The sequence below is a fragment of the Occallatibacter sp. genome, from assembly GCF_035317045.1.
In the GTDB taxonomy this organism is placed as follows: domain Bacteria; phylum Acidobacteriota; class Terriglobia; order Terriglobales; family Acidobacteriaceae; genus Telmatobacter.
Genome location: NZ_DATHHT010000027.1, coordinates 141,793 through 165,364 on the forward strand (window position 1 = coordinate 141,793; position 23,572 = coordinate 165,364).

Below are 23,572 nucleotides of genomic sequence, written 5' to 3' on the forward strand. Positions count from 1 at the left end.
ATCAGCCTGCAGAACTGATAAATCCCCGGCTCCGGTGGGAGCAGTAGCGGACGAGCTACGGAGGAGTTGTCGTTGCTGGGAATTGGATAAACGGACACACTCGAACGAGTTGGGCAAGCACCCATTTTGCGGTCGTCAAAAACGGCGAACAATCGATGCGAACAGCCCACTTGCACGACTCCCGGACGGAGAGAGCAGATCCTGTTCAAAGAGGGCATGGAACCGCACTCGGCAATAGCTGCTCTGCTGCCGGGATAAATCTAGTTGCTCACCGTGGAAAGAGCAATAGAAAAATCGATTTTCTTGGAGATAATCCGCGAAATTGTGAAGATGCACGGACACTTCGAGTCAGACTCCCCGCAGAGCCAAGGTGCTCCTGAAAAGATTCTTGCAATCGCCCACGACGCCTAAGAATGCCCGATTTCTTCGGATGTTGTTTTCGCGAGGCCGAGGTCGGACGCGATCGTCTTGGTAAAGGTCATGCGGATTCCGTGCTCCGGTCGCAGGATGACCATTGGGCGCGGCTCGATCGTCTGACCCGGCGTCAGCTCAAGGTCATATCGTCTGAGCAACTCGCTCAAAATCATCAGGATCTGCAGCATCGCGTAATTTCCGCCGATGCAACCCCGCGGGCCGGCTCCGAAGGGCAGATGGGTGAAGGGTGTGTGCAGCTTCTCATTGGCCTTGGCGAACCGCTCCGGGTCGAAACTCTCCGGGTTGGGCCAGGAACGTTGTGCATGGTGCGCGCCGTGGACGAACACTATGACCGTCGATCCTCGCGGTATGGCGAGATCCCCTACGTGGTCGTCCGCGACAGCCATGCGGTCGATCATCCAAAACGGCGGGTAAAGGCGGAGCGCCTCCAGAATCACCTGCGTGGCAAACTCGAACCTGGGTACGTCGCCAAAACTCAGCGGCGCATCACCCAATACGGAATGGAACTCCTGCCGAACTCTCTCAAGGCAATCCGGGTGAGTGCTCAAGAGATAGAGAACCCACGAAAGCGCATTGGAAGAGGTTTCATGGCCGGCAACCAGCAGTTGCATGCTCTCGCTCAGGACCAGTTCATCACTCATTCCTTCACCATCGCTGTAGCGAGCATCCATCAGGATCTGCAGAAGGTCGTGGCCCGGCTCCTGATTGCGACGAACCCGGATGTATTCCAGCAGAACGCCATCTGCGCGGACGCGCATCTCTTCGTGTTTGCGCAGATCACCCGAAACGGCGAACCACGGGTTCAGGTAGGGCTGAAGGGTTTGCCGAACGATAAATTCCTGGACGGTGGAGATGGTATGGCTGACGAGGTCGATATCTTCTTCCTTCAGCCGGGCGCCAAACAGCGATTTAGCGACCATCGAGAAGGTCATTTTCATTAATTGGGGGTAGATATCGACGGGGCCGAGACTGACTTGCGCGTCGAATTCCCGCAGCGATTCCGTGAGAGACTCCTGCATGATCGAAGAAAGAATCTCGAGCTGTTTTCGCTCAAAACCCCTCTGGATAAGTCGCCGCTGTATGCGCCAGGCCTCTCCGTGGGTGGTCAGAAGACCTTTGCCCAGGAAGTGGCCCATCCGCTTCACTTGAATCTCGGATTTCTGGTAATTCTCTGCGTTGGTCTTCAATACATGCTGGATGACGGCCGGATCGATCGTCACAATGGCCTCTTTGAGACCACCGAGATAGAACCGGAACGTGGCACCGAAGGCATCCGTGTACTTCGTCAAAATCTGCACGGCATTGCTCGCCATGGCCCGCGAATCGGCGAAGGAGCGAAATCGGGAAACGGTGGGAATCGACGTGGACAACCTCACACCCCTCTGCCTGCAAGTTTGCTTCGAGCGATGAGGTTTCTCATAGGCACTGCCTGAATCGGTAGGATAATCACCATAGTAAAGGTACTAATCACTCAGGAATAGGTCTCGTTTCCCAATTGCTTCAAAAGAAGCAGATGATGGCGAATTGCCCCCGTCATGGTGGGATGTTGCCGGTAAGGGATGCCGAATTCTTCGGCGGTCTCTCGCACAATCCGGGTGAGCGGGGCATAGTGGGAATGGCAGACGAACGGACACAAATGATGCACGATGTGATGGTTGAGCCCGCCGACGAGCCAACCGACAACCGGGTTATCCGTTGCATAATCGGCAGTCGTCGCGAAGATATGATAGACGCCGTTCTCAAACGTGCTGCGATCTGACGGAAAATACGTGCTGTCGATGGTGTGCGTTGTCTGGAAAACCAGGGATACCGTCAAACCGATGATCAAATGAACGAGTACGAATGCCCCGGCGACCAGAAGGGGCGATTTCCTCAGAACAACGATCGGCAAAATAAGCATGTAAGTGATGTAAAAGACCTTTCCGGCAAAGAGGACGACGTATTCGCGCGCCGGGTGCCGGGCGCGTTTCAAATACTCGTGGGTCGGGAAGAAGAAGGCCTCGAAATCCCTCACGAATACGTAGTCGAGAGAGAACATTGCATAAAAAAACAGCGCATAGATGTGCTGGAACCGGTGATAGCTTGCGCGGGGCTCGTAGGGCGTAAACCGGAAGATGCCCCGTCCTGTAAGCGCATCGTCTTCGCCGTGGATATTGATGCAGGAATGGTGCCCACGATGATGGAGAATCCGCCACATGTACGAGCTGATTCCACAGGCATCGAAGACATAGTTCAGCGTCTTGTTGACGGAGGGCAGAGACGAGATGGCGTTGTGGTTGCTGTCATGGGCAATGTTAAGCAGCAGGAACGTCTGGGCCAGGCCACCCAGCAGGTAGAGGCCGACAAATCCCCATGAATCCAACTTGAAGGCGTAAAGAGCAATCCAACTGCCCACCAGCACCGTGAGACCGGTAAAGATCTTCACCCACATCGTGCGGTCGGCTTTGGGAGAAATATTCTGGTCGGCAAAGAACTTGTCGAGGCGGCGGCGCAAGACTTTCGGGAAGGAAGAGACACTTGCGGCGTCGCCGGCAACCTCCCGCGGCAAGGCCTCAGAGGGTACAAGATCGTCGATATCCGACTGTAGACTGATCAACGCTTCGGTCCCGGACTCCACGGGTGCCTTCATAATCATGTTAACCGTGCCGGCTTATCCGGCCAATAGCACTGGTTGCCCCGGGTGGCAGGGGACTTTTTTGTCCCGCCGCGGGCGTCGAAAGTGATACTAGCGTGTAGATTTATGCAGAATCAAGGGAATTCGGCCCTGACGGAGATGGTCCCGGGTCTTCGCTCCTGCGAGGGAAGATTAGTTGCATTGCTTCTCTGCTCTGCTAACATAAATCGATCCATCGTGCACAACGAGGACGCTTCGAATGGTGCGCTAGACGCCCGGCCGCGGTCCTGCAAGATTTTTCCCCAACCTCGGCCTGCACTCGAGTTCCGCACTGGAGAATGGGACGAATTTCACTTCACCACGGGACGGGGAGTCGCAAGACGTTTCGTGTTTTTCTTACGCAGTGAGCTTTTCTATTCCACCTTGGAGGGTTTCCCGCGTCAATTATGGCGTCAATTCTGGACCAACTGGATAGGCTGGGTGAGGAACACCCGCACAAACTCCTTTATTCGTACATCGACCTGAGCGGCAACCCGATCGAATGCTATTCGTATCAGTCATTCATCGATCGGACGAAGGCGATTGCCGGGCACTTGCTTAAGGATGGCCGTTTCGCAGCAGAGGACAGGCTTCTGCTGGCCTACCCGCCAGGCCTCGAGATGATCTGCGCGTTTTTTGGTTGCGTGCGCGCCGGAATGATTCCTGTGCCGGTCTATCCCCCGAGTTCTCGAGGTTTCCAGAGTGCCCTGTACAAAATGGTCCACATCGCCAAGGATTGTCAGGCGGCCGGGGTATTGACGAGCAAGGACTACCACGCTTCTTTGAAGACAAATCTCACTCGAAGTGGGGTTTCGGCGTCCGGAGTTGACGTCGATTACATTTCTGGCCTTCCGTGGATCGTCACCGAAGAGTTCGTGGAATCGATTTCGGACGATCGAATTGTCGATCCTTCAAGAATCTTGTTTCTGCAGTACACCTCGGGCTCGACAATGGAGCCCAAGGGCGTGATGGTGACGCATGAGAACATCCTGCAAACCTGTCCGCTGGTGATCGACCATTTGAATCCGGTAGTCGTGTCGTGGCTTCCGCAGTATCACGACATGGGACTGATTGGCTGTTACCTCTATCCCGCCCTCAGAGGGGGCACGACACATGGTTTCGCTCCGATGGACTTCATTCAGCGGCCCGTACTCTGGTTTGACGCCATCAACACTTACCAGGCAACTGCAACGGCGGCGCCTAACTTTGCCTACGACTATTGCCTGCGCGCCGGGAGGCTCTCTAAGGAGAGCATGGAAGGGTGCGATCTAAGTTCGCTCCGGGTTTTGATGTGCGCTGCGGAACCCGTAAAACCAGATACATTCACGCGGTTCCTTGAGGCGTTTCAGCCCTACGGACTCAAGTCGGAGAGCTTTTATGCGGCCTTTGGCCTGGCCGAGAACACTTTGGCAGTTTCGCTCGGTGGCCGCAATATCGTTTCGGTTAATAAGCGAGCCCTTGCGCTAGGGAAGGCCCGCATGACAACCGAGGTTTCCGAAATCGACGCTGCCACGCAGATTGTCAGCTGTGGAACGCCGCTCCCGAGTATGGACGTCCGGATCGTGGATCCGGATCAGCATGTCGCCTTGGATCCCGGCTATATCGGCGAGATTTGGATCGCCGGAAGCGGCAAATGTTTAGGGTACTGGAATAATCCCGAATTGACGCTGAAGCAGTTTCGTGCGCGGCTCGTGGACGACAGCCCCTATGACGATGGCTACCTCAGGACCGGTGATATGGGATTTTTCCACGAGGGAGAGCTCTTCGTTTGCGGCCGCATCAAGGACATGATTATCCTCCGGGGGCAAAATTATTACCCTCAGGATATCGAGAATGCCGTGGAGAGAGGGTCGGGCCTCATCCGGCACAACTGCGTCGCCGCGTTTCAGATTCATGAAGACAGCGAGCCCGCGTTGGCAATCGTGGCCGAAGTGAAGAACCCCAAGGCGCTTCCAGACGCGCGGAAGATTGCCGCCGCGGTCCGGAACTATCTCAATGTCGAAGTTGCGCTGATCTCTTTCATAGCGCCTCGTGCGATACCAAGAACCAGTTCGGGCAAGATCATGCGCCACAAGACCAAGCAGATGTGGCTTGATGGGGAATTTACCGTTCTTTCGGAGTTTTCGCGGGAGAAGGATGCCGGATGCTCCGAATCCGGCTCTGAAATCCAGTCGGCTTTCGACGAAATGAAAGCCAGGTACAACCTGACCGGCACGGAATCGTACAACCTCGTCGAAGCCGGGCTGGATTCGCTGGATCTTGTCGTGTTCATGCACGAACTCAAGGAGCGCTTAAAGGATAAAGGCGCCGAAATGCTGGCAAGACAGGTCGATATCAGTGTGATTCAGCGCGTCAGCGTCGCCGAACTCTTTCGACTTGCCGAGCAGCTAGAGCGTGCTCCCGAAGAAGCACTGGTTGAGCTGCGGCACTCGCTGGCGGCTTTCCGTGAAGAACTGCGCGCCGCGGAAATGGAGATGATGAGCAACGACAAGAAGCTCATCTTCACACCTGCAAAGCCGGCGCCACTGCCCGAGATCCCGGTCATGAACCATGTGCTCCTGACGGGCGGTACCGGTTTCATCGGACCCTTCTTCATGAAGAGTTTGCTTGAGCAGACGCAGGCAAAGATCTATGTTCTCGTCCGGTCTTCTGATGAAGTGCAGGGCAGGCAAAGACTGAAGGCGGCGATGGAATCGATGGGGCCGTGTCCGTCTGGGCTAATGCAGATGTTCGAGACTCGCGTGATTCCTATTTGCGGCGATCTCGGGCTGCCGCAGCTGGGCCTGACGCAGGACGTCTGGGATTTCCTGGCCAACAAACTGGACGCGGTGTTCCATAACGGCGCAACCGTGAACTACCTATTCAACTACGACCGCATGCGTGAAGCGAACGTGATGGGAACGAACGAGGTCTTGAGACTCGCGTTCGAGGGAAGGTCAAAGGAATTCAATTATATTTCTACAACCTTCGTATTTGGCTGGGCCGTTAAGAGCGTCTTGTATGAGACCGATTTCAACAAGAATATGGAGCTCCTCGATTTCGGCTACAGCCAGTCAAAATGGGTGGCGGAACAGGTGGTTGCAGACGCGCGCAGTCGAGGACTTTCTACGCGCATCTTCCGGCCCGCACTCGTAAGTCCCTCAGTAACGGGAGGGGGAAACAACTTCGATATCGCGGTTCGATTGGTAGCGTTCATGGTCAATCACGGCATAGGAGTCGATGCTCTGAACCAGGTTAGTTTCGTTCCCGCGGACATTGTGGCGAACAATATCGTCGCGATTTCGACCACCCCTGGCACCCAGAACAAGACCTACCATGTGGTGCGGGACGACTATGCGAACATGCTGGATATTACCGAGCTCATTACCAAGTCGACCGGGCGGCAATTCGAAATATTCAGCGTTAAGGAATTCGTTCCTGAATTGATCCGGAGATGCCGCAAGGAAGACTTGCTCTTTCCGCTTCTCGACTTCCTGGTGGGCTCCGTCGATAACATCACTGCGATGGAATTCAAACGCTATGAGAGTTCCTCGTATCAAGAAGCGCGGGATTCCTCAGCGCGAGGAATAGCGGACCCATCGCTCGAAGACACGGTCAACGGCATTCTGAAGTTCATGCACCGTAAGGGGATCATTTCGGTTGCGCCTCGTGAGGTCGGCGCAGTGTCGTCGCCCGTTGTGCCTCTTGCCTGCGCGGATACGTCATCTGCTATTGCTTTTTGAATACGAGCTTTTCGGTGACGTGCTGGCCGGATTCCAACGTGCCCGTGGTGGTCAGGGTCATTTGCTTCCCATCGTCGGAAACCACCCACCGGTCCTTCTCCGCGAGTTGATCGTCTCGCCGGTAAAATGAATCCACCGTGTGCGGATCGATAAGTTGAAGCTGCACGGTATCGTTGCGCGAGTTCTTCAGATCATACTGCTTTCCGTCAAAACGAGCGGTGTAGCTGAAATCGCCCGAAAAGTGAACGCCACCGTTTCCGTCAGGTTCGATCTTAAGCACCGAACCCTGTCGCAAGCGCGTTCTGGTCAAGTCCTCCGTCCATTCACCAGCAAGTAGATCCTTGGCGACCTTTGCGCCTCCGCTTCGCGTCCAAATGGTAATCAGGTCAGGACGGCTTTTGCTCACGGTTGTAATTGTTAGCTCGTTCCCATCATTCGAAATTCTCTCGCGTACCGTCGCCACAATTGCTCCGTCCTTTTCCTCCTTGACCTCGGCTTGCCTCTTATCGACTCGGTGGACTGCGACTCGATTGAATGCCGGGTTTCCCGCTACGGGCGTCTCGTGTCCGTTCGACTTGGCTGTGAAATCGAAATGGGTGTCGCCTGACATGATTACGTGCACTCCATCGCGCAGGTCTGTGACGGAGAGTTTATCAGGCGGATTCATGGCAGACTGCGCGGAGATAAGCGTCCAGCAGCCAATGCGCGGGTCTGCGGTTCCTGTTTGAATGGCGGCGAGAAGTGTGAGCAACGCGAATCTAAGAATTGAGCCTCCTAATCAGACGGAACCAATTTAGCAGATTCAGACAACCGCTAGGTGAGGCCCTGAATTCCTTGGATGCTGGCGCAGGAAGTCAATGTCCCTTACCTTACGTCGATTTTTTATGAAATCATGAGCCTCATGCATGTGCGCCGTTTCGGGGTGGCCGGTTTAGTCCTTTTCGCGGTCCTGGCGCTTCTTCCATTCTCTTTTCACGCTGAACGCCATTTGGAGACGGCTACCCGTGTCGAGGGTAGCGAAGCGGAAACCGTCAAGCAGGAGCTTGTAAGTCGTTTTCGTTCGCCGTTCGTGGATCGCGTCGTCCTTGTGATTCAGGGCTTGCCGCCCGCAAATTCTGAGGAAGGCGCGCAAGCGTTAGCAACCATCGTGGCGGCACTGAAAGACGAACCCGGCGTGTCTGGCGTCGTTTCCTATCTCGAATTGCGCGACCCGATTTTCCTCGGCAAAGGAGGCGGGACGTTTGTTCTAGTGGGCCTCGCGTCGACCGACGTTCCAGTAGAGTCGCTCGTTCCAAAGCTTCACGAGCGAGCCGACACTCTCGCGAATGCCTTGCGTGGCCGTTATCCGGGCATAAAGCTGGAACTAACCGGCGAGCTTCCACTGAACTTTGACATTCGGAAAGCGAGTGCCGACGACGTGCGGCGCGGTGAGAGTCTCGTGATTCCAGCCACCCTCGGACTTTTACTGCTGGCCTTCGGAAGCCTGGTTGCTTCCCTGATTCCTTTGGCCGTTGGCCAACTTGCCATTGCAACCACTCTGGCGATTACCGGGTTGCTGGCCGAGCGCTTCCACTTGTCCATCCTGGTTCAGAATTTGGCGACCATGCTTGGCCTTGGTCTGGGAATTGACTACGCGCTGCTCATGGTCAGCCGCTTCCGGGAAGCGATATGCGCTGGGAATGACGGTCCCGCAGCCGCGGCGATTGCGGCACGCCAGGCAGGTCGTACGCTTCTGATTTCAGCCTCGACCGTCGGCATCGGATTTCTAGCCCTCTTGACGGTTCCCATCAGCGAAATCCGCTCCATCGGCATCGCTGGATTCCTGGTGGCGGGAATCAGCGTGTTGCTGACAAACGCTCTCGTTCCGGCACTGCTGGCTTTGCTCGGTCCACGGATCGACGGCGGTCGGATGCCTTTTACTCCGAAGTTGGATGCGTATCGGTCTGCACGCACGGGAGTTCGTTGGAGACGATGGGGAAGGGTGATTGTCGCCCATCCGTGGTTTGCCCTCTTTCTGGCGGCCGCCCCCTTGCTCCTGCTGGCCTGGCAGGCCACGCGGCTCGATACGAGAGTCCCCACAGGAACCTGGCTTCCGGAGTCGGCGGAATCGGTGCGAGCGCTTCACACGCTCGAACACATGGACAGGGTAGGTGTCGTTTATTCGATGCGCGTACTTGTTGAACTCCCAAACAAGTCCATTGCGCAAACTGACGCGGGATGGAATGCCCTCGATCGCGTCGCCAGGCAACTCGCTGGCGACCCTCGCAGCGCCCGCGTCATTTCCATCACAACAATTGCAGAGGGCAACCGCTCCTCCCTCACTGACCTCTCGCGCGAGACGCATCGAACGTTTCTGAGTACTGACGGAAGGGAAGCGCTGCTTGAAGTGCTGCCCACTGGCTCGGTCTCCCTGCGCGATCAGGTTGACTGGGTGCGGGAACTCCGTAAGACTGGCGCGGTCGCTCTCACGGGAGTGCCTGGCTCAACTCTGAAAATTGGAGGCATCCCGGCACTTGACGCCGATTATCAGACACTCATCATGAATCGATTTGTGCCGGTTGCGGCCATGGTGGTCGTGGGGACTCTCGCGGCACTTCTGGCCGGCTTCCGATCGCTCTTCGTCGCAGTGAAAGCGATTCTATTAAACCTGCTCTCAGTTGCGTCCTCCTTTGGAGCATTGGTCCTGGTTTTTCAGGACGGACACGGAAGCAGCTTCCTGGGAGTTCAAGGGGGAACTGGCAGCGTGTTCCCTCTCGTTCCTATCGTCACCTTTGCCATCGTTTTCGGACTAAGCATGGATTACGAAGTATTTTTGGTGGCAAGGGTTCTGGAAGCCAGAAGGAGCGGGCTGAGTGAGGCGGATGCGATTCCGGAGGGGTTGGCTAGGACCGCGGGCCTGATTACAAGCGCCGCCGCGATCATGATCGTGGTATTCGCGGCATTCACCTTCGGAAACTTCCTCGTGGTCAAGATGATCGGATTCACGCTGGCGGTCGCTGTGTTCATTGATGCAACCCTGGTGCGAATTGTGATCGGTCCAGCACTCCTGCGTCTTGCAGGCGATTGGAACTGGTGGCCTGGAGGGCTCGACACGGCACGCAGGCCGTCGCGTTGATGAGCCGCGCATGAGCTGTTTCTGCGTAACTGATCCGGCATCCGCCATCTCGGGCAGTTTGATTGCGAATCTCGCGACGTCGTGCAACGGAGGGCGTGCGAAAAGTGTGGTTACTTAGAGGTAAGGTGAGTCGAAAATTCGCTGCGACCGAGGACGGCGGGCGCAACCTACTGCGCAGCACATCTCAACTCGAGAATGCAAACCCTGGACACGACGACCTGGCGGGGTCGGCAGGTTAAGGGTGACACTGCACTTCGCACCTGGTCAGCGGGTGGGGCGCAGACTGCCGATGGCAAGTATGGATCGTCGGCGGAGAGCTCAACAGCACCGAGACTGTTAGCTCGGATGTGGTCATGTTTGACCCGACGACGGAGACACTTTCCGTGGTAGGCCAATTGATCCAGGGGCGCGTGTTTCCTGGGGTTCTACCCTTTGCCAATCCCTCGGGCAACTACATTGAGGTCTACGGGGGTGCCACTGGCGCGACGAACCTCGTGACAAAAACCACCAATGGGGGCGCGTATCCGCCGCAGGCGTTGCATCCAAAATTGGCGATCTGCCACAGGCTCGCGCCTTCTTCACACCTGTCATGCTCCAGAACGGCAAGAGTCTTCAGGTCGGCGGTGCGGATTCAAATGGCATGTCAACCGACACTCAGTTCGTATTCGATGAAACTTCATTCGTCTCCGGCGCAACCGGAAACATGCTCGAACAGCGTTGCGGCTATGGGATCACCGCGCCGGCGACGGGACGCGTGGTCATCATCGGCGGCGATTCCACAACGAATGCAACCGGAACCAACACGGCGGAAATCTTCGAGCCGGATTCCAGCATCTACATCACGCTTCCGAAGACTTTGATTGCTGCAAACGCGACCATGAACCTGACCGTTGATCCATCCACTGTCGGCACCGTTACCTGGGGTGTGAAGTATGGAACCATCACCAGCGCGGGCGTGTACACTGCTCCAGCGACGAATCCGAATGGCGCTAGCGATAAGATCACGACCATTCAGGAACCGGTGACTGCAACTGCCAGTGGCGCGACGGCGGCGGCTCCATTCACCGTGGTGTTTTCCCAGCCGTCCAGTAACACAAACTCGCGTCTACCTTCGCATCGGCGGGCTGCACAGCAATAGAGAATCCGGCTGAACGGCTTGCCTCATACACGGCGCGTGCAGCTGCTTAACTTGTTGATTGTAGGTGAGAAATATTGGTCGGGGAGAGAGGATTTGAACCTCCGACCCCCTGGTCCCGAACCGGATTCAAGCCATTATGGGAATCTATGGAATTCTCAAGTTTGCAACTATTTCATTTTGAACACGTTGCAAGCCTCGCGTAGAACGCTGTTGAATTCTGACGCTCTTCGATGCTTTGATCGACTCAAAATCATCTACAGCCCATGATCCCTATGCTGCACTTGCGAGGTCTGAGTTGAGACGCGCCGGTGAGTGGAATATGCTGCGATTCCATAGGCACTTGACAGCAAGTCCCAATCCGTCACAATGAATGAATAATAGTGTCAGACGTCCCGCGTTCAATGAACACAATCATCTATTACTTCGGGTCAGTCTATGCAACTTTCCCGCTCTGGCTACCATTTATTCTGATCGCCGTGGGCGTCTTCTGGACCTTTCGGAAAGATACGCCCGATCACAAAGTGGTATTCCCTACCAAGCTAGTCCCGATTGCTTTCATCGTTATCGGACTTCTAGTTTTTGGCCTCGAACTGGCTTTCTGGCTAGCTCTTAGTCGCGGCGGGGCCAACAGCCTTTTAATTGGAGGCTGACGCGAACCCAACCCTATCAATTAGTGATCAAAAGCAATCTTCCCACGCTAGGGAAAGTGGCCGTTCCACTTGCGACCTAATATACGGGAATTATCACTCCATCTGGGGGCGAGACTCCCAAAGTATCAACCAAAGACCGTAGCAATGGATAGCCGGTGTCGCACAAATTAATAGCGCCATCGCCGCGCATCTGTAAGTGATCGTATTGCGGACACTCCACCTGCCCTTTGATGGTTACACCATCAAAGGCCGCACTACTCTTTGGGACCAGACCGTCATTGTCTACAGATGTTATCGGATACGAACTCGACAATGGATCGAAATTGGCGTCCCATATCCTCTGTTGCAAGACGGAAACTACATTAAGCGCTGCGTCTGCATTACCAGTAGGGTTCGTTGGTGAAGGGTTGCGCTGGCTCAGAATAAGTGTAAGTGACCCTGGCAGCAGTTGTCCGAGCTGGCCGATATCGATATCGTTCGGACTACTGGACCCGGAGTTCGAGCTAATGTACCCGTAATAAGCAACGATCTTATTGTCAAATGTGTGATCTATTTTATCGAGTAAAGCATTGTGCTCACGTGGGATGTAGTACACCGAGTTCCACATGCTGTTGAAATTATCAAATCGAAGATCTGAACGATTGGGAATCGTTTCGTTTATGCTTTGCCACGTCCACGGGCCCCAGGAGGCCAGATCTAGGCCTTTGAAAAACGGATTCCACAACTGCGCGAATGAAAAGCCCCCTGCAGTGCCCTCCGTGCGAACCAAATCATTTGCAAGCGGACTTCCGTGATGCGGCGTAGCGAGAGTTACCAATTCTGCAACGCGGTTTCCAGTTCTTTGACCTGACCAGACCCCAGCATATGTATTATGCTCGTTCATGAACTCACGTGCGACCAAACCGCCCATGCTATGAGCGACGATCACAATCTGCTTTGGGGTACCAGTGGATGGATCTATGGCGTCCCAGTTGCTGTCCTGCGAGGTGAGTACATCGATCTGGTTACGCAATGAGCGACCTAATTCCCAGGTGGAATAATCGTTGCTAACGTAGTGGAATCTATATATCTTATATTTCTGCTGAAATGCCGCGTAGTCGAAATAATTTAGAAAAGCGGACCAGTAATTGCGATTCAAATAACTGATCGTGTCCGTTCCCGTCGCGTCATTCGTGTTCCCATTGTTCCCGTGAATCAATATGAGAGGTATTCTCGTACCGAGTGGTTGGGGGTCGTCCACCGTATCCTCTACGAGCGCGGTATAACAATCTGCTGGGCTCGGGTCTAGCACTATTAAGCTCGTGCACGCGATACCACCTGGCTGCACTGCGAACGCTAGCTGGTTTGAAGAGCCGCCCCCTGGCAAGGGATTTGCGACGGTGACGTAAGCTGTGGTTTGCACGCTAATATCAGCTGATGAAATTTGCGACTGAAGTTGACCTGGGGAAACAAAAATCGTCGGCCGGCTATTTCCGTTCCACTGGACAACGGACGAATTTACGAAATGTGAGCCGTAGATGTTGATTACAAATCCCGGGGCTCCAGCCGATCCGCTTGTTGGGTACTCTCTGGTGATCGTTGGCACCAAATTCAAACCAGTCCCAGATAGATTGATGATCTGAGTGCCCGATGCTAGCTCGCTAATCGTCAAAGCTTCCGTAAAAGAGCCCGCTGAAGCAGGTTGAAACTTTAGTGCAATGCGACAGGATTTGCCGCTAGCGATTGGTGAGACGCAAGTATTAGCGCTGACTAAGAAGCCCGAAGGGGCTACAACAGAGGCCATCGTCACTGCTCCGCCAGTTTCATTCGTCAACGTGATCGACTGCGCAGCGGATGTGGCGCCAACATTCGTATCCGGAAAGCTGAGCGACGATGCACTTGCCAGGATTCCACCACCCACACCGTTCCCGGACAGGCCAACCTTTTGAACGCCGAGACCTGTACTGACGTTCAGAGTGCCTGGGATTGCGCCCAACAGAGTCGGCTTGAACTGGGAGCACGCTAGGCAACTGCTATTGGCGGCCAAAGACGTACTGCACGTCGTAGAGATCTTGTCTACAGCGAAGTTTGCGGTTGCTGATACCGCGCTAATCGCCAGAACACCTGAAGTGTTATTGGTGACCGTGGTGCACTGAGTTGGGCTAAGCGCCCCAATGCTGGTGTCTGGGAACGGAGGAAGTGGATTCGGGCTCACCGCTACGCGGTAGAAACCTGTCCCCGTCAGGTTCACAGTCTGCAATCCCACCGGACTTGTCTCATTGATGATGAGAGTGCCGGTGAGTGGTCCCGCCGCGCCGGGCTGAAACTTCACGGCGATACGGCAGCTTTTCCCCGGCAAGATAGAAACGCAGGCGCTGCTGTTTTCAGTAAAGTTGGGAGACGCAGTGACCACCCCCATCGTTACCGCCACGCCGCTTCCGTTGGTCACAGTAACGTATTGAACGGGACTAGTTCCGCCAACATAAGTGGTTGGAAAACTGACAGGATTGGGCGCAACTGAGACCGGACTATAGGTGCCTGTGAACATCAACGTTCCACCCGCCGCCAGAGTTTGGCTCGGCGAAGACGGCGTCATGTAGCCAGCGACCGGTCCAAAGGCAATGGTGTAAGCCCCGGGAGGTACGCTATTGAACGTTGCACTTGTTCCGCTTCCGGAAAACGTAGCCGGACCGACAACGGTAAACGTGGCAGTTAGCAAGTTTGTCGTGACAGAAATCGTGCCTGATTTTGGCGGGAGGGTTCCGTTTACTAACGCATTCGACAACGTCAGAGAATCAGTCGCAATCCCGCCAATAGCGCTACCTCCACTATTGAATGAATTGACAAAGGAGATGAACGAACCATTATAAGAACACTTTTCGATCAGCTGATAAAAGTCCCCTTGTATAAAAGCAACAGGAGCGATTCCATAAAGAAATCCACCCCCGGCGGTGAGTACATTGGAACTGTAAATCGTTGACGCGTTATCCATATTCGCATCAGTGCCTTGTATAAGGGCAATTCCAGATGCTCCGCTGTTAGCGCAATCGAAAGGAGCTCCGACATACCATGCCGAAAGGGAAGTACTCCCCTGCCATTCTCCGAGTGGGACAGTGAAGGACGGAGAGCCATCATATCCGCGATATTGCAGCACGGAGCTAGTCGGTGGTCCGGCATTTCCGAGAAAATAAGAAAACGCCTGCGGCACAGGAATCACGAAGTCGGTCGTGGTCGAGTTCATGCTGAGCGACTGCCAAAGAGATTGTCCGCCTTCGCTATCGACCGCTCGTGCCCGCCAGTGATAGGCCCCAGATGCCAATCCAGAAATTGAAACGGTCGCGGTTCCGCTTGAGGTAACCGCCGTACTCGTTGCCGATGGTTGCCCGGTAAACGGGATGCTTGAAGGTTCAACCTCCACTTGGAGTTGGAGTGGACTTCCGTCATTTGATCGCAGCGCTGCGGCAAAAATCAAAGTGCCCGATAATGACAGACCGCCATCAATGATTTGCGTCTTTCCATCGGTTTCATACTGATTGAGCCCCGTGAGATTAGTAATATCTGTATCGACAAGAAGATACGGAGGGCCAGAATAGTAACCGTCATAACAATTGCCGTTTCCACCCACCTGTGTGCAGGTGAAAGTGTTAGATGGGTCACCTCTTATTACAACGTTATCTGAAAAATCGCAGCAACCGAAGTGCAACGAATAGTAGAGATTTTGCGAGAACGTGCCTGTGACGCTCGCGTTGACTATGCCTCGATAACTTGGGAGGTTTATTGGTGTCCCGGAAGCATCGGTAATATTGGAAGGATATTGTGGGTTTCCGACGGGAATGGTATATGTGTTGTCGCTGAACGCCTGGAGGTAGTAGTTTGGCCCTTGCGGACCCGACGCTATCTGATAAAACTGGATGTTAACGACCGACGGAACAGTGATTGAGGCTTTCGGCTGGCCCAATCGGACGCTGGTGCTGAGCGGCGATCTTCCTCCGATATATCCATCTTGATTCTCGAAGTCAAAGGCAGAGGCGGCGGTTTGTGAGACTGCGGCAATAGGTATGCCCAGGACGATCGCAAAAAGGGGGATGAGTGCTGTTCGTGTCATCTGAAAATTCTCCCTGGAAATGCGAGACCTAGCTCGGTACTGGTATTGCCCCTTATCTTGCCGTCTATCGTGCTCAACTCTTCAATCGAAGCAACGAAGTACGATCAGAGCCCTAGGATGATCCACCAAGCGCGGCAAAAGAGAATGGGCTCTGGAAGGTCAACGGAAAGATTCGAAGTGACTCCAGCCAGGTGGGCCGTCGATTGCGTGGGATGCTGAAGAATCTCAGACACGCATCGATATGTCAATCGAACTTGTGTCACCCAGATAAGGTTACTGCCGTCCAGGGTATGAGGCGCGCTCCAGTTGCCCCTGGTGCAAACCCAGAGGATCGACCTGCCTTACTGAATTGCTAAGGGGCGCAGATCGACGAACTTCTTTCCGCGCTAATACCGATGAAGGCTGTCCGTAGTCGAAATTGATTCTCAAGGATCCACCGTAGAACCGCTTCATCGCGCGGAATAAAGAGCTTGCCCGGGCGGCCAGCCTTCCGACGCTAGCGGAAGTTCCAGACAATCAACCGTAGAGACACCTCCTTTCCGCGATTTGCCCTTGCCCGCTAAGAAAAAAGAAAAAACGAAATCCACATGAAACGCTGCACCGCTGTTGAGCACTATTTCCACACTAGGTGGAGTGTGGCTCAAGTCACTGGCTATCTACCGGGAGTGAAATGAGTCATTGCCAATCAGCCAATGCGTGCCTTTCGGTGCCAAAAAACTAAACTGGTAGGTAGCGCTTCTCTTACTGCACTCCGATAGGCGCCCTTCACCGTGATGATGTCGAGCAATACCGAACGGGAGAGCCTTAAGGATTTTCAAAATGAACTAAATTGCCGAAGATCGCTGTTAACAATGTTTGAACTCGAGCGGCCATAGGTCGAACAATCAGAGCAGACATCTAGGATTATTCACTTGATGTTCAAATTCGGTTATCCGACAAGTTAGTACCAATTAGCATCGCGGGCAAGCCGTTAGCCATCTGCTTCCAGGCGGCCTCGTGCCTCTTGCGAGCGGCCGTGCTTCGGCCGACAACCAAATATTACGAAAGAAACCTCTTGACATGCGAATCGAATGCCGTGCTAATGTGATTTGCAGTTTTCGTCAGTACCTGAGTAACCTGCTCAATCAGAGTGAAGCGTTGAAGTCATTCCGCATTAGCCGGTAGTCCCAGTTGACTCGTGTCGTCGTTAGTTACAAAACGAGCGCGAGGCACAAGTTGTCTCTTGAATGAGTCTAAGTCAGCTTGTTCGTCTCAATTGTCAGTTTTCCCCAGGCCAACTGTCTGTAGCCAGATAATGCTGCTTGCGTCATTGTGAACGCGCGGAATAATCGACGTGTCCGGCAACGAGGTAAATGAAAAATAGAAAGCAAGTATGTTGATTCTTGTCTTGCGCTAAGAAGGCGCGCTCAGACTGTCGAGTCGATGAACGTCCTCCTCGTTGCCTTTCGGACGAGGACTCGCTCTTACGAGGCTGTCGAATTTTGAAATTTTGGTTGTGGAGGCACTGATGAATCGCTCGTCATCCATCGCTTTTGCACTCCTGATCGTTGCTGCAGGTTCGGTCAGGGCCCAGACCGGAGCGACTCTGCTCGCGGGTTCTCTTAAGTCACTCGGCAGCCGCGTTGAGGGTCTCTCATTGTCAGGTGCCGCAGAATTCATGGCGGGGGCGACGGACGAAGCAGGCTCATTTACTGCGCAGTGTGCGCTGAACGGGAATAGCCAAGTCAACTTGCAGCTCGGCGAGTTCTCCCGCGCAGAGACTCGACAGACAGCCGCTGGGACACCCAGTGGGAGTTGGACCGATGAACAGGGCATCAGTCACGCCATGGCGGGCCACAACGTGATTACTCCTGCCTCTTGGTTCTGCCCCGCGGTGATGATTTCAGATATCGTCAACAACCCTGCGCTGTCAGTGAAGTTTGTTGGCCAGGAGTCGAAAAATGGCAAATCTGTGGACCACGTGGTTGTATCCGCGCTTCCCATCGATAGCACGTCCGTTCAGATGTGGATGGCAAGCCTGAGCCAAACGGATATCTTTCTCGATTCATCGAGCCTCCTTCCTGTTGAAATAGACTTCAATGTGCATCCCGACAATAATGCCGCCGTGAATATTCCGGTCGAGATCAGATTCTCGAACTACGTGGAGTCGGCAGGTGTATGGCAACCGGCGACGATTGAGAAGTATCTCAATTCAACACTTACCCTCGCGCTCCAAACCAGTTCTTCTACTCCTTCCCTTGCCTCAACTAACTAAGTCTGCTTTTCGGAGATCACAGTCATGACGCAATCGCGCCTTTGGATCTCGGCCTTGATGTTCACGGCATGTGCGAGTGCCTTTAGCCAAGTGCAAACCGGAACGCCGCAGTTCGGGACGTTCTCGGCCGGCCCAGATGTGATCAACATAGGGAATTTGAACCTGCATCTTTCGATTCCCGTGCTTAGCAAAGCAGGGAGAGCAGGACTGAATTTCAATTCTGCTCTCAGCTACGACAGTTCCATTTGGTATCCGGTTTCCATCAGCGGCCAGATGGCGTGGCAACCAGTTTTTGGGTGGGGATGGCAGGGTATGTACCAACCGTCGTACATCACTTACAAGATGACGACAGCCTCTGGCTCATGCGGACAGCACGGCCAATATTCGTGGCAGTCCTGGACGTTCACGAATCTGACGTATTTCGAACAAAGTGGCGTTTCGCATGCATTCCCAAATTTTACAGGCTCGTACATCAATTCTCCGGGCAGCAGCGTTGGCTGCCCCCCAGCGGGAGGAAATCCCCCTCCGAACACGCCTGCTTCGACATTCGACAGTTCCGGGCTCACGGCCTTCACAACTCTTGCGGCCGGGAATCTGACAGCTTACGTTACCAATAAGGCAGGTACGACATTTTTCCCGGTGAGCTATGCCAACGGAGGGCCGAGCGGGACTTCTGGTAGTTATTCGGCCATCGACTCAAATGGCAATGAAATTACCGGGAGCAATGGAGTCTACACGGACACAACGGGGAACACCGCCTTCACGGTAGCGGGATCATCACCAAATCCAGTAACACTCACGTTTAAAACTACCTCGGGCGGACCCTCCACAGTGACTGTCAACTTCAGCCCAGTCAATATCAAAACAAACTTCGCATGTTCTTCTCCCAGCGTTACAGAATACACGGCGACAGGACAATATCTGGTGAGTTCAATTGTGCTTCAAGATACCTCGTCGTACAGCTTTACTTACGAGGCGACACCGGGTAACAGCGGATACTACACCGGCCGCGTTGCCTCGATAACACTCCCCGCAGGGAATACCATTAAATATACCTACCAAGGCAGCAATAATGGCATCAGCTGTGCAGACGGAAGCACCCTCGGCTTCACGAGACAGCTCAATGCGGATTCCGGTTCTGCCGCTTCGACGTGGAGCTATCTGCGCTCCTCCGTTGGGTCAGGCACGAGCCACACCGAGGTCGTTGATGGCTTGGCGAACTACATTGAATACGATTTCGTCGAACCGAGCAACGCACCCACATCACCCTCAGCGCAGTACTATGAGACATCCCGCAAGATCTACGAAGGTGCTGCGACCGGAACTCCCCTGCTCGCCCGGTCCACCTGTTATAACGGTGCCTCTGCGCCCTGTACGACAAGCGCGTTCAGTCTGCTTATCTCGCAGCTAGATACCTATGATACCCACGACGGTATCCAGATGGACGGAGCAACCAGCAAATACGACAGTTACGGCAATGTGACGGATAGCTATGTCTATGACTATGGAGGCTCCACTTCACGCGGATCACTCCTGAGACATGAACAATGGACTTACAGCTATTCTGTCCCCGGTCTCCCGACTCTTGACGCCGTATACGATGGGAGTGGAACCCTGTCTGGAAAGACGGCGTACGCATACGATCAAACAACGCCTACCGCTAGTTCAGGCGTACCGCAACACGTAGCGCCGCCGTCGGTGAGAGGAAATCTAACAACCGCGACGTACTTCGCGAGTTCCACCATCTCCTACATCCAAACATTTACCTACGAAGACACGGGCTCGAGGCTCACGAGCAAAGATAGTTCGACCGGTGCGACAACCACATTTCAGTACGATCCAACGTTCGTATATAACAAGGAAGTCGATTATCCGACGCCCGCAAGCGGCGTAGTGATTTCCCAAAAAGCATCCTTTGAAACGAGCTACACAGGACTCCTCCAGAGCACGACTGATCCCAACAGCCAGGCCAGCCAGATAACGTCTTACGATGGCATGCTCCGGCCGACCCAAGCGACATTTCCAGATGGGGGGAAGTGGATCTGGAGCTATTCGCCAACAACTTCGACGCAGGAGATCTATCAAACCAGCACGGTATACAGTACCGTGGAATCGGAACTCGATGGCTATGGGCGGAACAGCAGAAGCTTTCTGAGTAACGGTCAAAGTACTAATCCGTGGTACCAGCAAGACGTGTGTCTGGACGGGAATGGAAACCCGAGCTATGTTTCACACCGGTATCAGGGATCCGGAACGGGGAGCACGAAACAATGCTCCGGATCATTTGGCGATGCCTACAACTACGATGTCCTGGGCAGAATCACAAAAATCGCCCGGGCGGACGGTAACAAGATCTTTACTTACAACGGCAGAGCTAGCGAAATCACCGACGAAAATGGGGTCAAACGGATCACCCAGGTCGATGGACTAGGGCGCCCGACAGTCATATGCGAGATTTCGTCAAGCAACCTTCTTCCTTCCGACACCCCATCGAGTTGCGGAACGGATATTACGGGCACAGGTTACCTCACCACGTACAGCTATGCACTCGCGACAGGAACGACTACTGTCACGCAAGGCGCACAGACCCGTACGTTCAAGACAGACTGGATGGGACGAGAGACGTCTGTTACGGAGCCGGAGTCCGGCACTACTAGCTTCGCCTATACCTTCAACTCGACGGGTTGGGTGATGACTCGAACCAAGCCCAAAGCGAATCAAGCAAGCCCGTCGATAACGACCACAACAACGACGCAATATGATTTGCTCGGTCGGGTATTGAGCGTCACGTACACGGATGGTACACCGACAAAGTCCTTTGCGTACGACGCGAGCGCGGGCACCGCATGGAGCGACCTTGCGCAAACTAACCTGAAGGGTCAAATTTCGTTGGCCTCAATCTCGGGCAGCACAGGCACAGCGTATAGTTATGATCCAATGGGTAGAGTAAGCTACATGGATGAGTGCCTTCCTTCGGGATGCGGCACTGTTGCCTACAATCGGCAACTTCACTACACGTACGATCTTGCTGGAGACATGCTTAGCTCGACGGATGGGACTCCGACTCAGAGCACGTACACCGTATCGCAAGCGGGCGAACTGCAGTCGCTCACAAGTTCTCTCAACAACAGCACAAACCCGCCAAACATTATCTCCAACGTGCAAAATGGACCCAACGGCCCCGGCCTCTTCAGCCTGGGAAACGGCCTCACTGTAGTCAGCACTTACAATGCTCTCGGCCACAGGTCCGGCGGTTTTGTATGCAATGGTTCTTCGCAAGCTAGCTGCGCGGGTGGAACCCAACTCTACGGGTTCACAACGAGCTGGTCGGGAGTCCAGTTTAGTTCCGAATGTGACACGGTATTGAACGTGTGCGTGAACTACGGCTACGACGACTTCAACCGGCTCAATTCGCGAACAGTCTATGCGGGCACAGCGCAGAACTTCAGTTACGTCTACGATCGCTACGGAAACCGTTGGCAACAGAACGTCACTGCGGGATCGGGACCACAACCTCAGCTATCCTTCAATACGTCGACCAACCGGATAAGCACGAACGGGTACGCATATGATGCGGCAGGTAACTTAACCAACGACGGTCTTCACACCTATACTTACGATGCCGAAGGCAATATCACGGCAGTGGATGGCGGCGGCACTGCACAGTACGTCTACAATGCGCTGAATCAAAGAGTTCGCACGGTCGTGGGCAGCACGGCTACAGAATTCGTCTTCAACGCCAATGGGCAGCGGGTCTCTGTTTGGAACGGGAGCACACGGACCGCGCTTCGCGGCCAATACTACTGGGGCTCGGCACCTGTGGCTTACTACCTCGCAGGTGGGGCAGTGCAGTTTCAGCATCAGGACTGGCTCGGCACGGAACGTCTGCGCACGACGTACAATGGCGGCGCGCAGGGCACTTTCACATCTCTTTCCTTCGGAGACGGGTTTACGGCAACCGGCACGGATGGGGATCCCTCTCACTTCGGCACACTCGATCACGACTACGAAACTGTCACGGATCATGCTCAATTCCGGCAATATTCGAATGCGCAAGGCCGCTGGATGATGCCGGACCCATATGCTGGCAGCTACGATGCTAGCAACCCGCAAAGCATGAATCGATACGCGTACGTGCTAAACAATCCCCTAGCCGCGGCCGACCCTTTGGGGCTACTCACCGTTTGTTTCTATGGGGGAACTCGCTGGTACCACGAAACCGACAAGTACGGAAACCCAATCGGTGATCCATTTGAGACGGACTATGATCCGGCTGTTTGCAGTGAGTACGGTAATGGTGGGGGCGTCGGAGTTGGAGGAGGTGGAACCGGGAGTGCCCCAAACCAAACAAATGCCCCAAACGATCCAAATTACTACGCAGTCGTTTGCAGGAACTTGGGTCTAAATCTTGCCAAAACAGGTTGCACATACGCGTGTGTTGGTGCTTCGGGTGTGGACACAGAACCGATTCCAATTAGATTCGGCGGCCTATATTTCACTGGAAAACAAATTTGGGAAGCTTGTAAGCCGCAGGGCCAAATGTTTTGTCCAACAGGATTGATTGCCGAAGGAACAACGAATTCATTAGGCGAGACATCAAATGCGAAGATTACATCATGCTTTGCAGCTCTTCCATGAGATATTATCTGAGGTAAAGCTCAAATGGATACACGAATCAATGAGATGATGAGGCTACTTGAAGTTGGCGGTATTGTTTCTTTGTTGCTGCCAATCAGCGGGCTTTCGGCAGAACTTCGTTCATCAGAGACTATCGAACCTATCGATCTCGTGAAAGCAATTTACATAGTAGACCTTGAACATGTAGCTATGTACTGGAACGACTGGAGGAATTTTGAGAAATTCGTTTTATGTATCCCGCTAACAGATGGTAAAGTTCACTCCTACTTAAATAGGATGGAGCAGTATTTGGCATGGCAACTTGCTCTGCGAGAAAATGCTGGCCAATTGATGACATATCCTAACCCTTCACAGATTGTGCGTCAAATAGTCTTTGATGCTGAGCAAATAGCCGGAGAACGTGAACGCAAAAAGATTCCGCCTTCCTCATGTGATCTGATGTTTAGCGTGTGTAAGCATGATCGCTCTCTATCGGAAACTCTCCAGCATGCTGGTCTGCAGTTTGAACTACTCCAAAAAGAAGTGGCAGGTCCTGGGGCTGGCGCATCCCGGTGACACTGCTCTATGAATGAGAGGAATGGTCTATTCTCCGGGGGTGACCTGCTGCTTGTGCCGCAGCTAAAATCACATCGCCGTAAAATGGGGCGATTGTGCCGATTTGATTGACCTGCCCCCATATTCCGCACGGTGATCTTACAACTTAACCAGCAGCCGCAGTAGCTGTGGGAAAGTTGGAAATGCCCTTGGCGTTTTCAAAGTGGGCGGAGCCCACGTCTTTTCCATAGTTAGCTTGGCGTGCAAACTCTGCCGGCGCCCGATAGTTCAAGCTGTGGTGAATCCAAGTCTCCCGGGAGCTTGTGGTGAGACAACATGGGTAGGACAT

At 54.0% G+C, this 23,572-nt stretch carries 10 protein-coding genes; 6 read left to right on the forward strand and 4 right to left on the reverse strand.

The genetic code is table 11. The features are described from left to right. Nucleotides 1-407 precede the first annotated feature (407 nt). Nucleotides 408-1,805 (reverse strand): cytochrome P450, encoded by a 1,398-nt coding sequence (locus VK574_RS13600; protein ID WP_472800386.1) that lies wholly within the window; start codon nt 1,803-1,805, stop codon nt 408-410. A gap of 101 nt (nt 1,806-1,906) precedes the next feature. Beyond that, complete coding sequence (locus VK574_RS13605; protein WP_472800387.1) at nt 1,907-3,064, reverse strand: fatty acid desaturase family protein; 1,158 nt, start codon at nt 3,062-3,064, stop codon at nt 1,907-1,909. Nucleotides 3,065-3,495: 431 nt separating this feature from the next. On the opposite strand from VK574_RS13605, the gene VK574_RS13610 reads away from it, so the two are divergent. Beyond that, nucleotides 3,496-6,810 carry a thioester reductase domain-containing protein gene (locus tag VK574_RS13610; protein WP_472800388.1) on the forward strand — a complete coding sequence of 1,105 codons (3,315 nt, stop codon included), beginning with the start codon at nt 3,496-3,498 and terminating at the stop codon, nt 6,808-6,810. On the opposite strand, the gene VK574_RS13615 is transcribed toward VK574_RS13610, so the two are convergent. Beyond that, a complete protein-coding gene (locus tag VK574_RS13615; RefSeq protein WP_472800389.1) occupies nt 6,797-7,477 on the reverse strand; it encodes a hypothetical protein in 681 nt (226 codons plus the stop codon). The genes VK574_RS13610 and VK574_RS13615 overlap by 14 nt on opposite strands. 171 nt (nt 7,478-7,648) lie before the next feature. Between VK574_RS13615 and VK574_RS13620 the strand changes: the two genes are divergently transcribed. Together VK574_RS13620 and VK574_RS13625 are read left to right on the forward strand one after the other, a co-directional pair. Then, on the forward strand, nt 7,649-9,925 hold the full coding sequence (locus VK574_RS13620; protein WP_472800390.1) for an MMPL family transporter: 2,277 nt from the start codon (nt 7,649-7,651) through the stop codon (nt 9,923-9,925). 640 nt (nt 9,926-10,565) lie between these two features. Further along, nucleotides 10,566-11,063, forward strand: coding sequence for a hypothetical protein (locus VK574_RS13625; protein ID WP_472800391.1), 498 nt, complete (start codon nt 10,566-10,568; stop codon nt 11,061-11,063). A gap of 726 nt (nt 11,064-11,789) precedes the next feature. On the opposite strand, the gene VK574_RS13630 is transcribed toward VK574_RS13625, so the two are convergent. Beyond that, nucleotides 11,790-15,797 carry a choice-of-anchor D domain-containing protein gene (locus tag VK574_RS13630; protein ID WP_472800392.1) on the reverse strand — a complete coding sequence of 1,336 codons (4,008 nt, stop codon included), beginning with the start codon at nt 15,795-15,797 and terminating at the stop codon, nt 11,790-11,792. A gap of 1,507 nt (nt 15,798-17,304) precedes the next feature. Here VK574_RS13630 and VK574_RS13635 point away from each other — a divergent pair. From VK574_RS13635 to VK574_RS13645, 3 genes are read left to right on the forward strand one after another with little or no spacing between them, the layout of a single operon-like run. Continuing rightward, nucleotides 17,305-18,051 (forward strand): hypothetical protein, encoded by a 747-nt coding sequence (locus VK574_RS13635; RefSeq protein WP_472800393.1) that lies wholly within the window; start codon nt 17,305-17,307, stop codon nt 18,049-18,051. A gap of 24 nt (nt 18,052-18,075) precedes the next feature. Then, nucleotides 18,076-22,689, forward strand: coding sequence for an RHS repeat domain-containing protein (locus tag VK574_RS13640; RefSeq protein ID WP_472800394.1), 4,614 nt, complete (start codon nt 18,076-18,078; stop codon nt 22,687-22,689). A gap of 24 nt (nt 22,690-22,713) precedes the next feature. Beyond that, a complete protein-coding gene (locus VK574_RS13645) occupies nt 22,714-23,244 on the forward strand; it encodes a hypothetical protein (protein WP_472800395.1) in 531 nt (176 codons plus the stop codon). The last annotated feature ends 328 nt before the right edge of the window (nt 23,245-23,572 follow it).

Excerpts from the sequence above, each read along its gene's own strand:
- VK574_RS13610 (WP_472800388.1), top strand. The coding sequence starts at position 3,496 with ATGGCGTCAATTCTGGACCAACTGGATAGGCTGGGTGAGGAACACCCG.
- VK574_RS13625 (WP_472800391.1), top strand. The coding sequence starts at position 10,566 with ATGTCAACCGACACTCAGTTCGTATTCGATGAAACTTCATTCGTCTCC.
- VK574_RS13640 (WP_472800394.1), top strand. The coding sequence starts at position 18,076 with ATGACGCAATCGCGCCTTTGGATCTCGGCCTTGATGTTCACGGCATGT.
- VK574_RS13605 (WP_472800387.1), bottom strand. The coding sequence starts at position 3,064 with ATGAAGGCACCCGTGGAGTCCGGGACCGAAGCGTTGATCAGTCTACAG.
- VK574_RS13615 (WP_472800389.1), bottom strand. The coding sequence starts at position 7,477 with ATGAATCCGCCTGATAAACTCTCCGTCACAGACCTGCGCGATGGAGTG.
- VK574_RS13635 (WP_472800393.1), top strand. The coding sequence starts at position 17,305 with ATGAATCGCTCGTCATCCATCGCTTTTGCACTCCTGATCGTTGCTGCA.
- VK574_RS13645 (WP_472800395.1), top strand. The coding sequence starts at position 22,714 with ATGGATACACGAATCAATGAGATGATGAGGCTACTTGAAGTTGGCGGT.
- VK574_RS13630 (WP_472800392.1), bottom strand. The coding sequence starts at position 15,797 with ATGACACGAACAGCACTCATCCCCCTTTTTGCGATCGTCCTGGGCATA.
- VK574_RS13620 (WP_472800390.1), top strand. The coding sequence starts at position 7,649 with ATGCTGGCGCAGGAAGTCAATGTCCCTTACCTTACGTCGATTTTTTAT.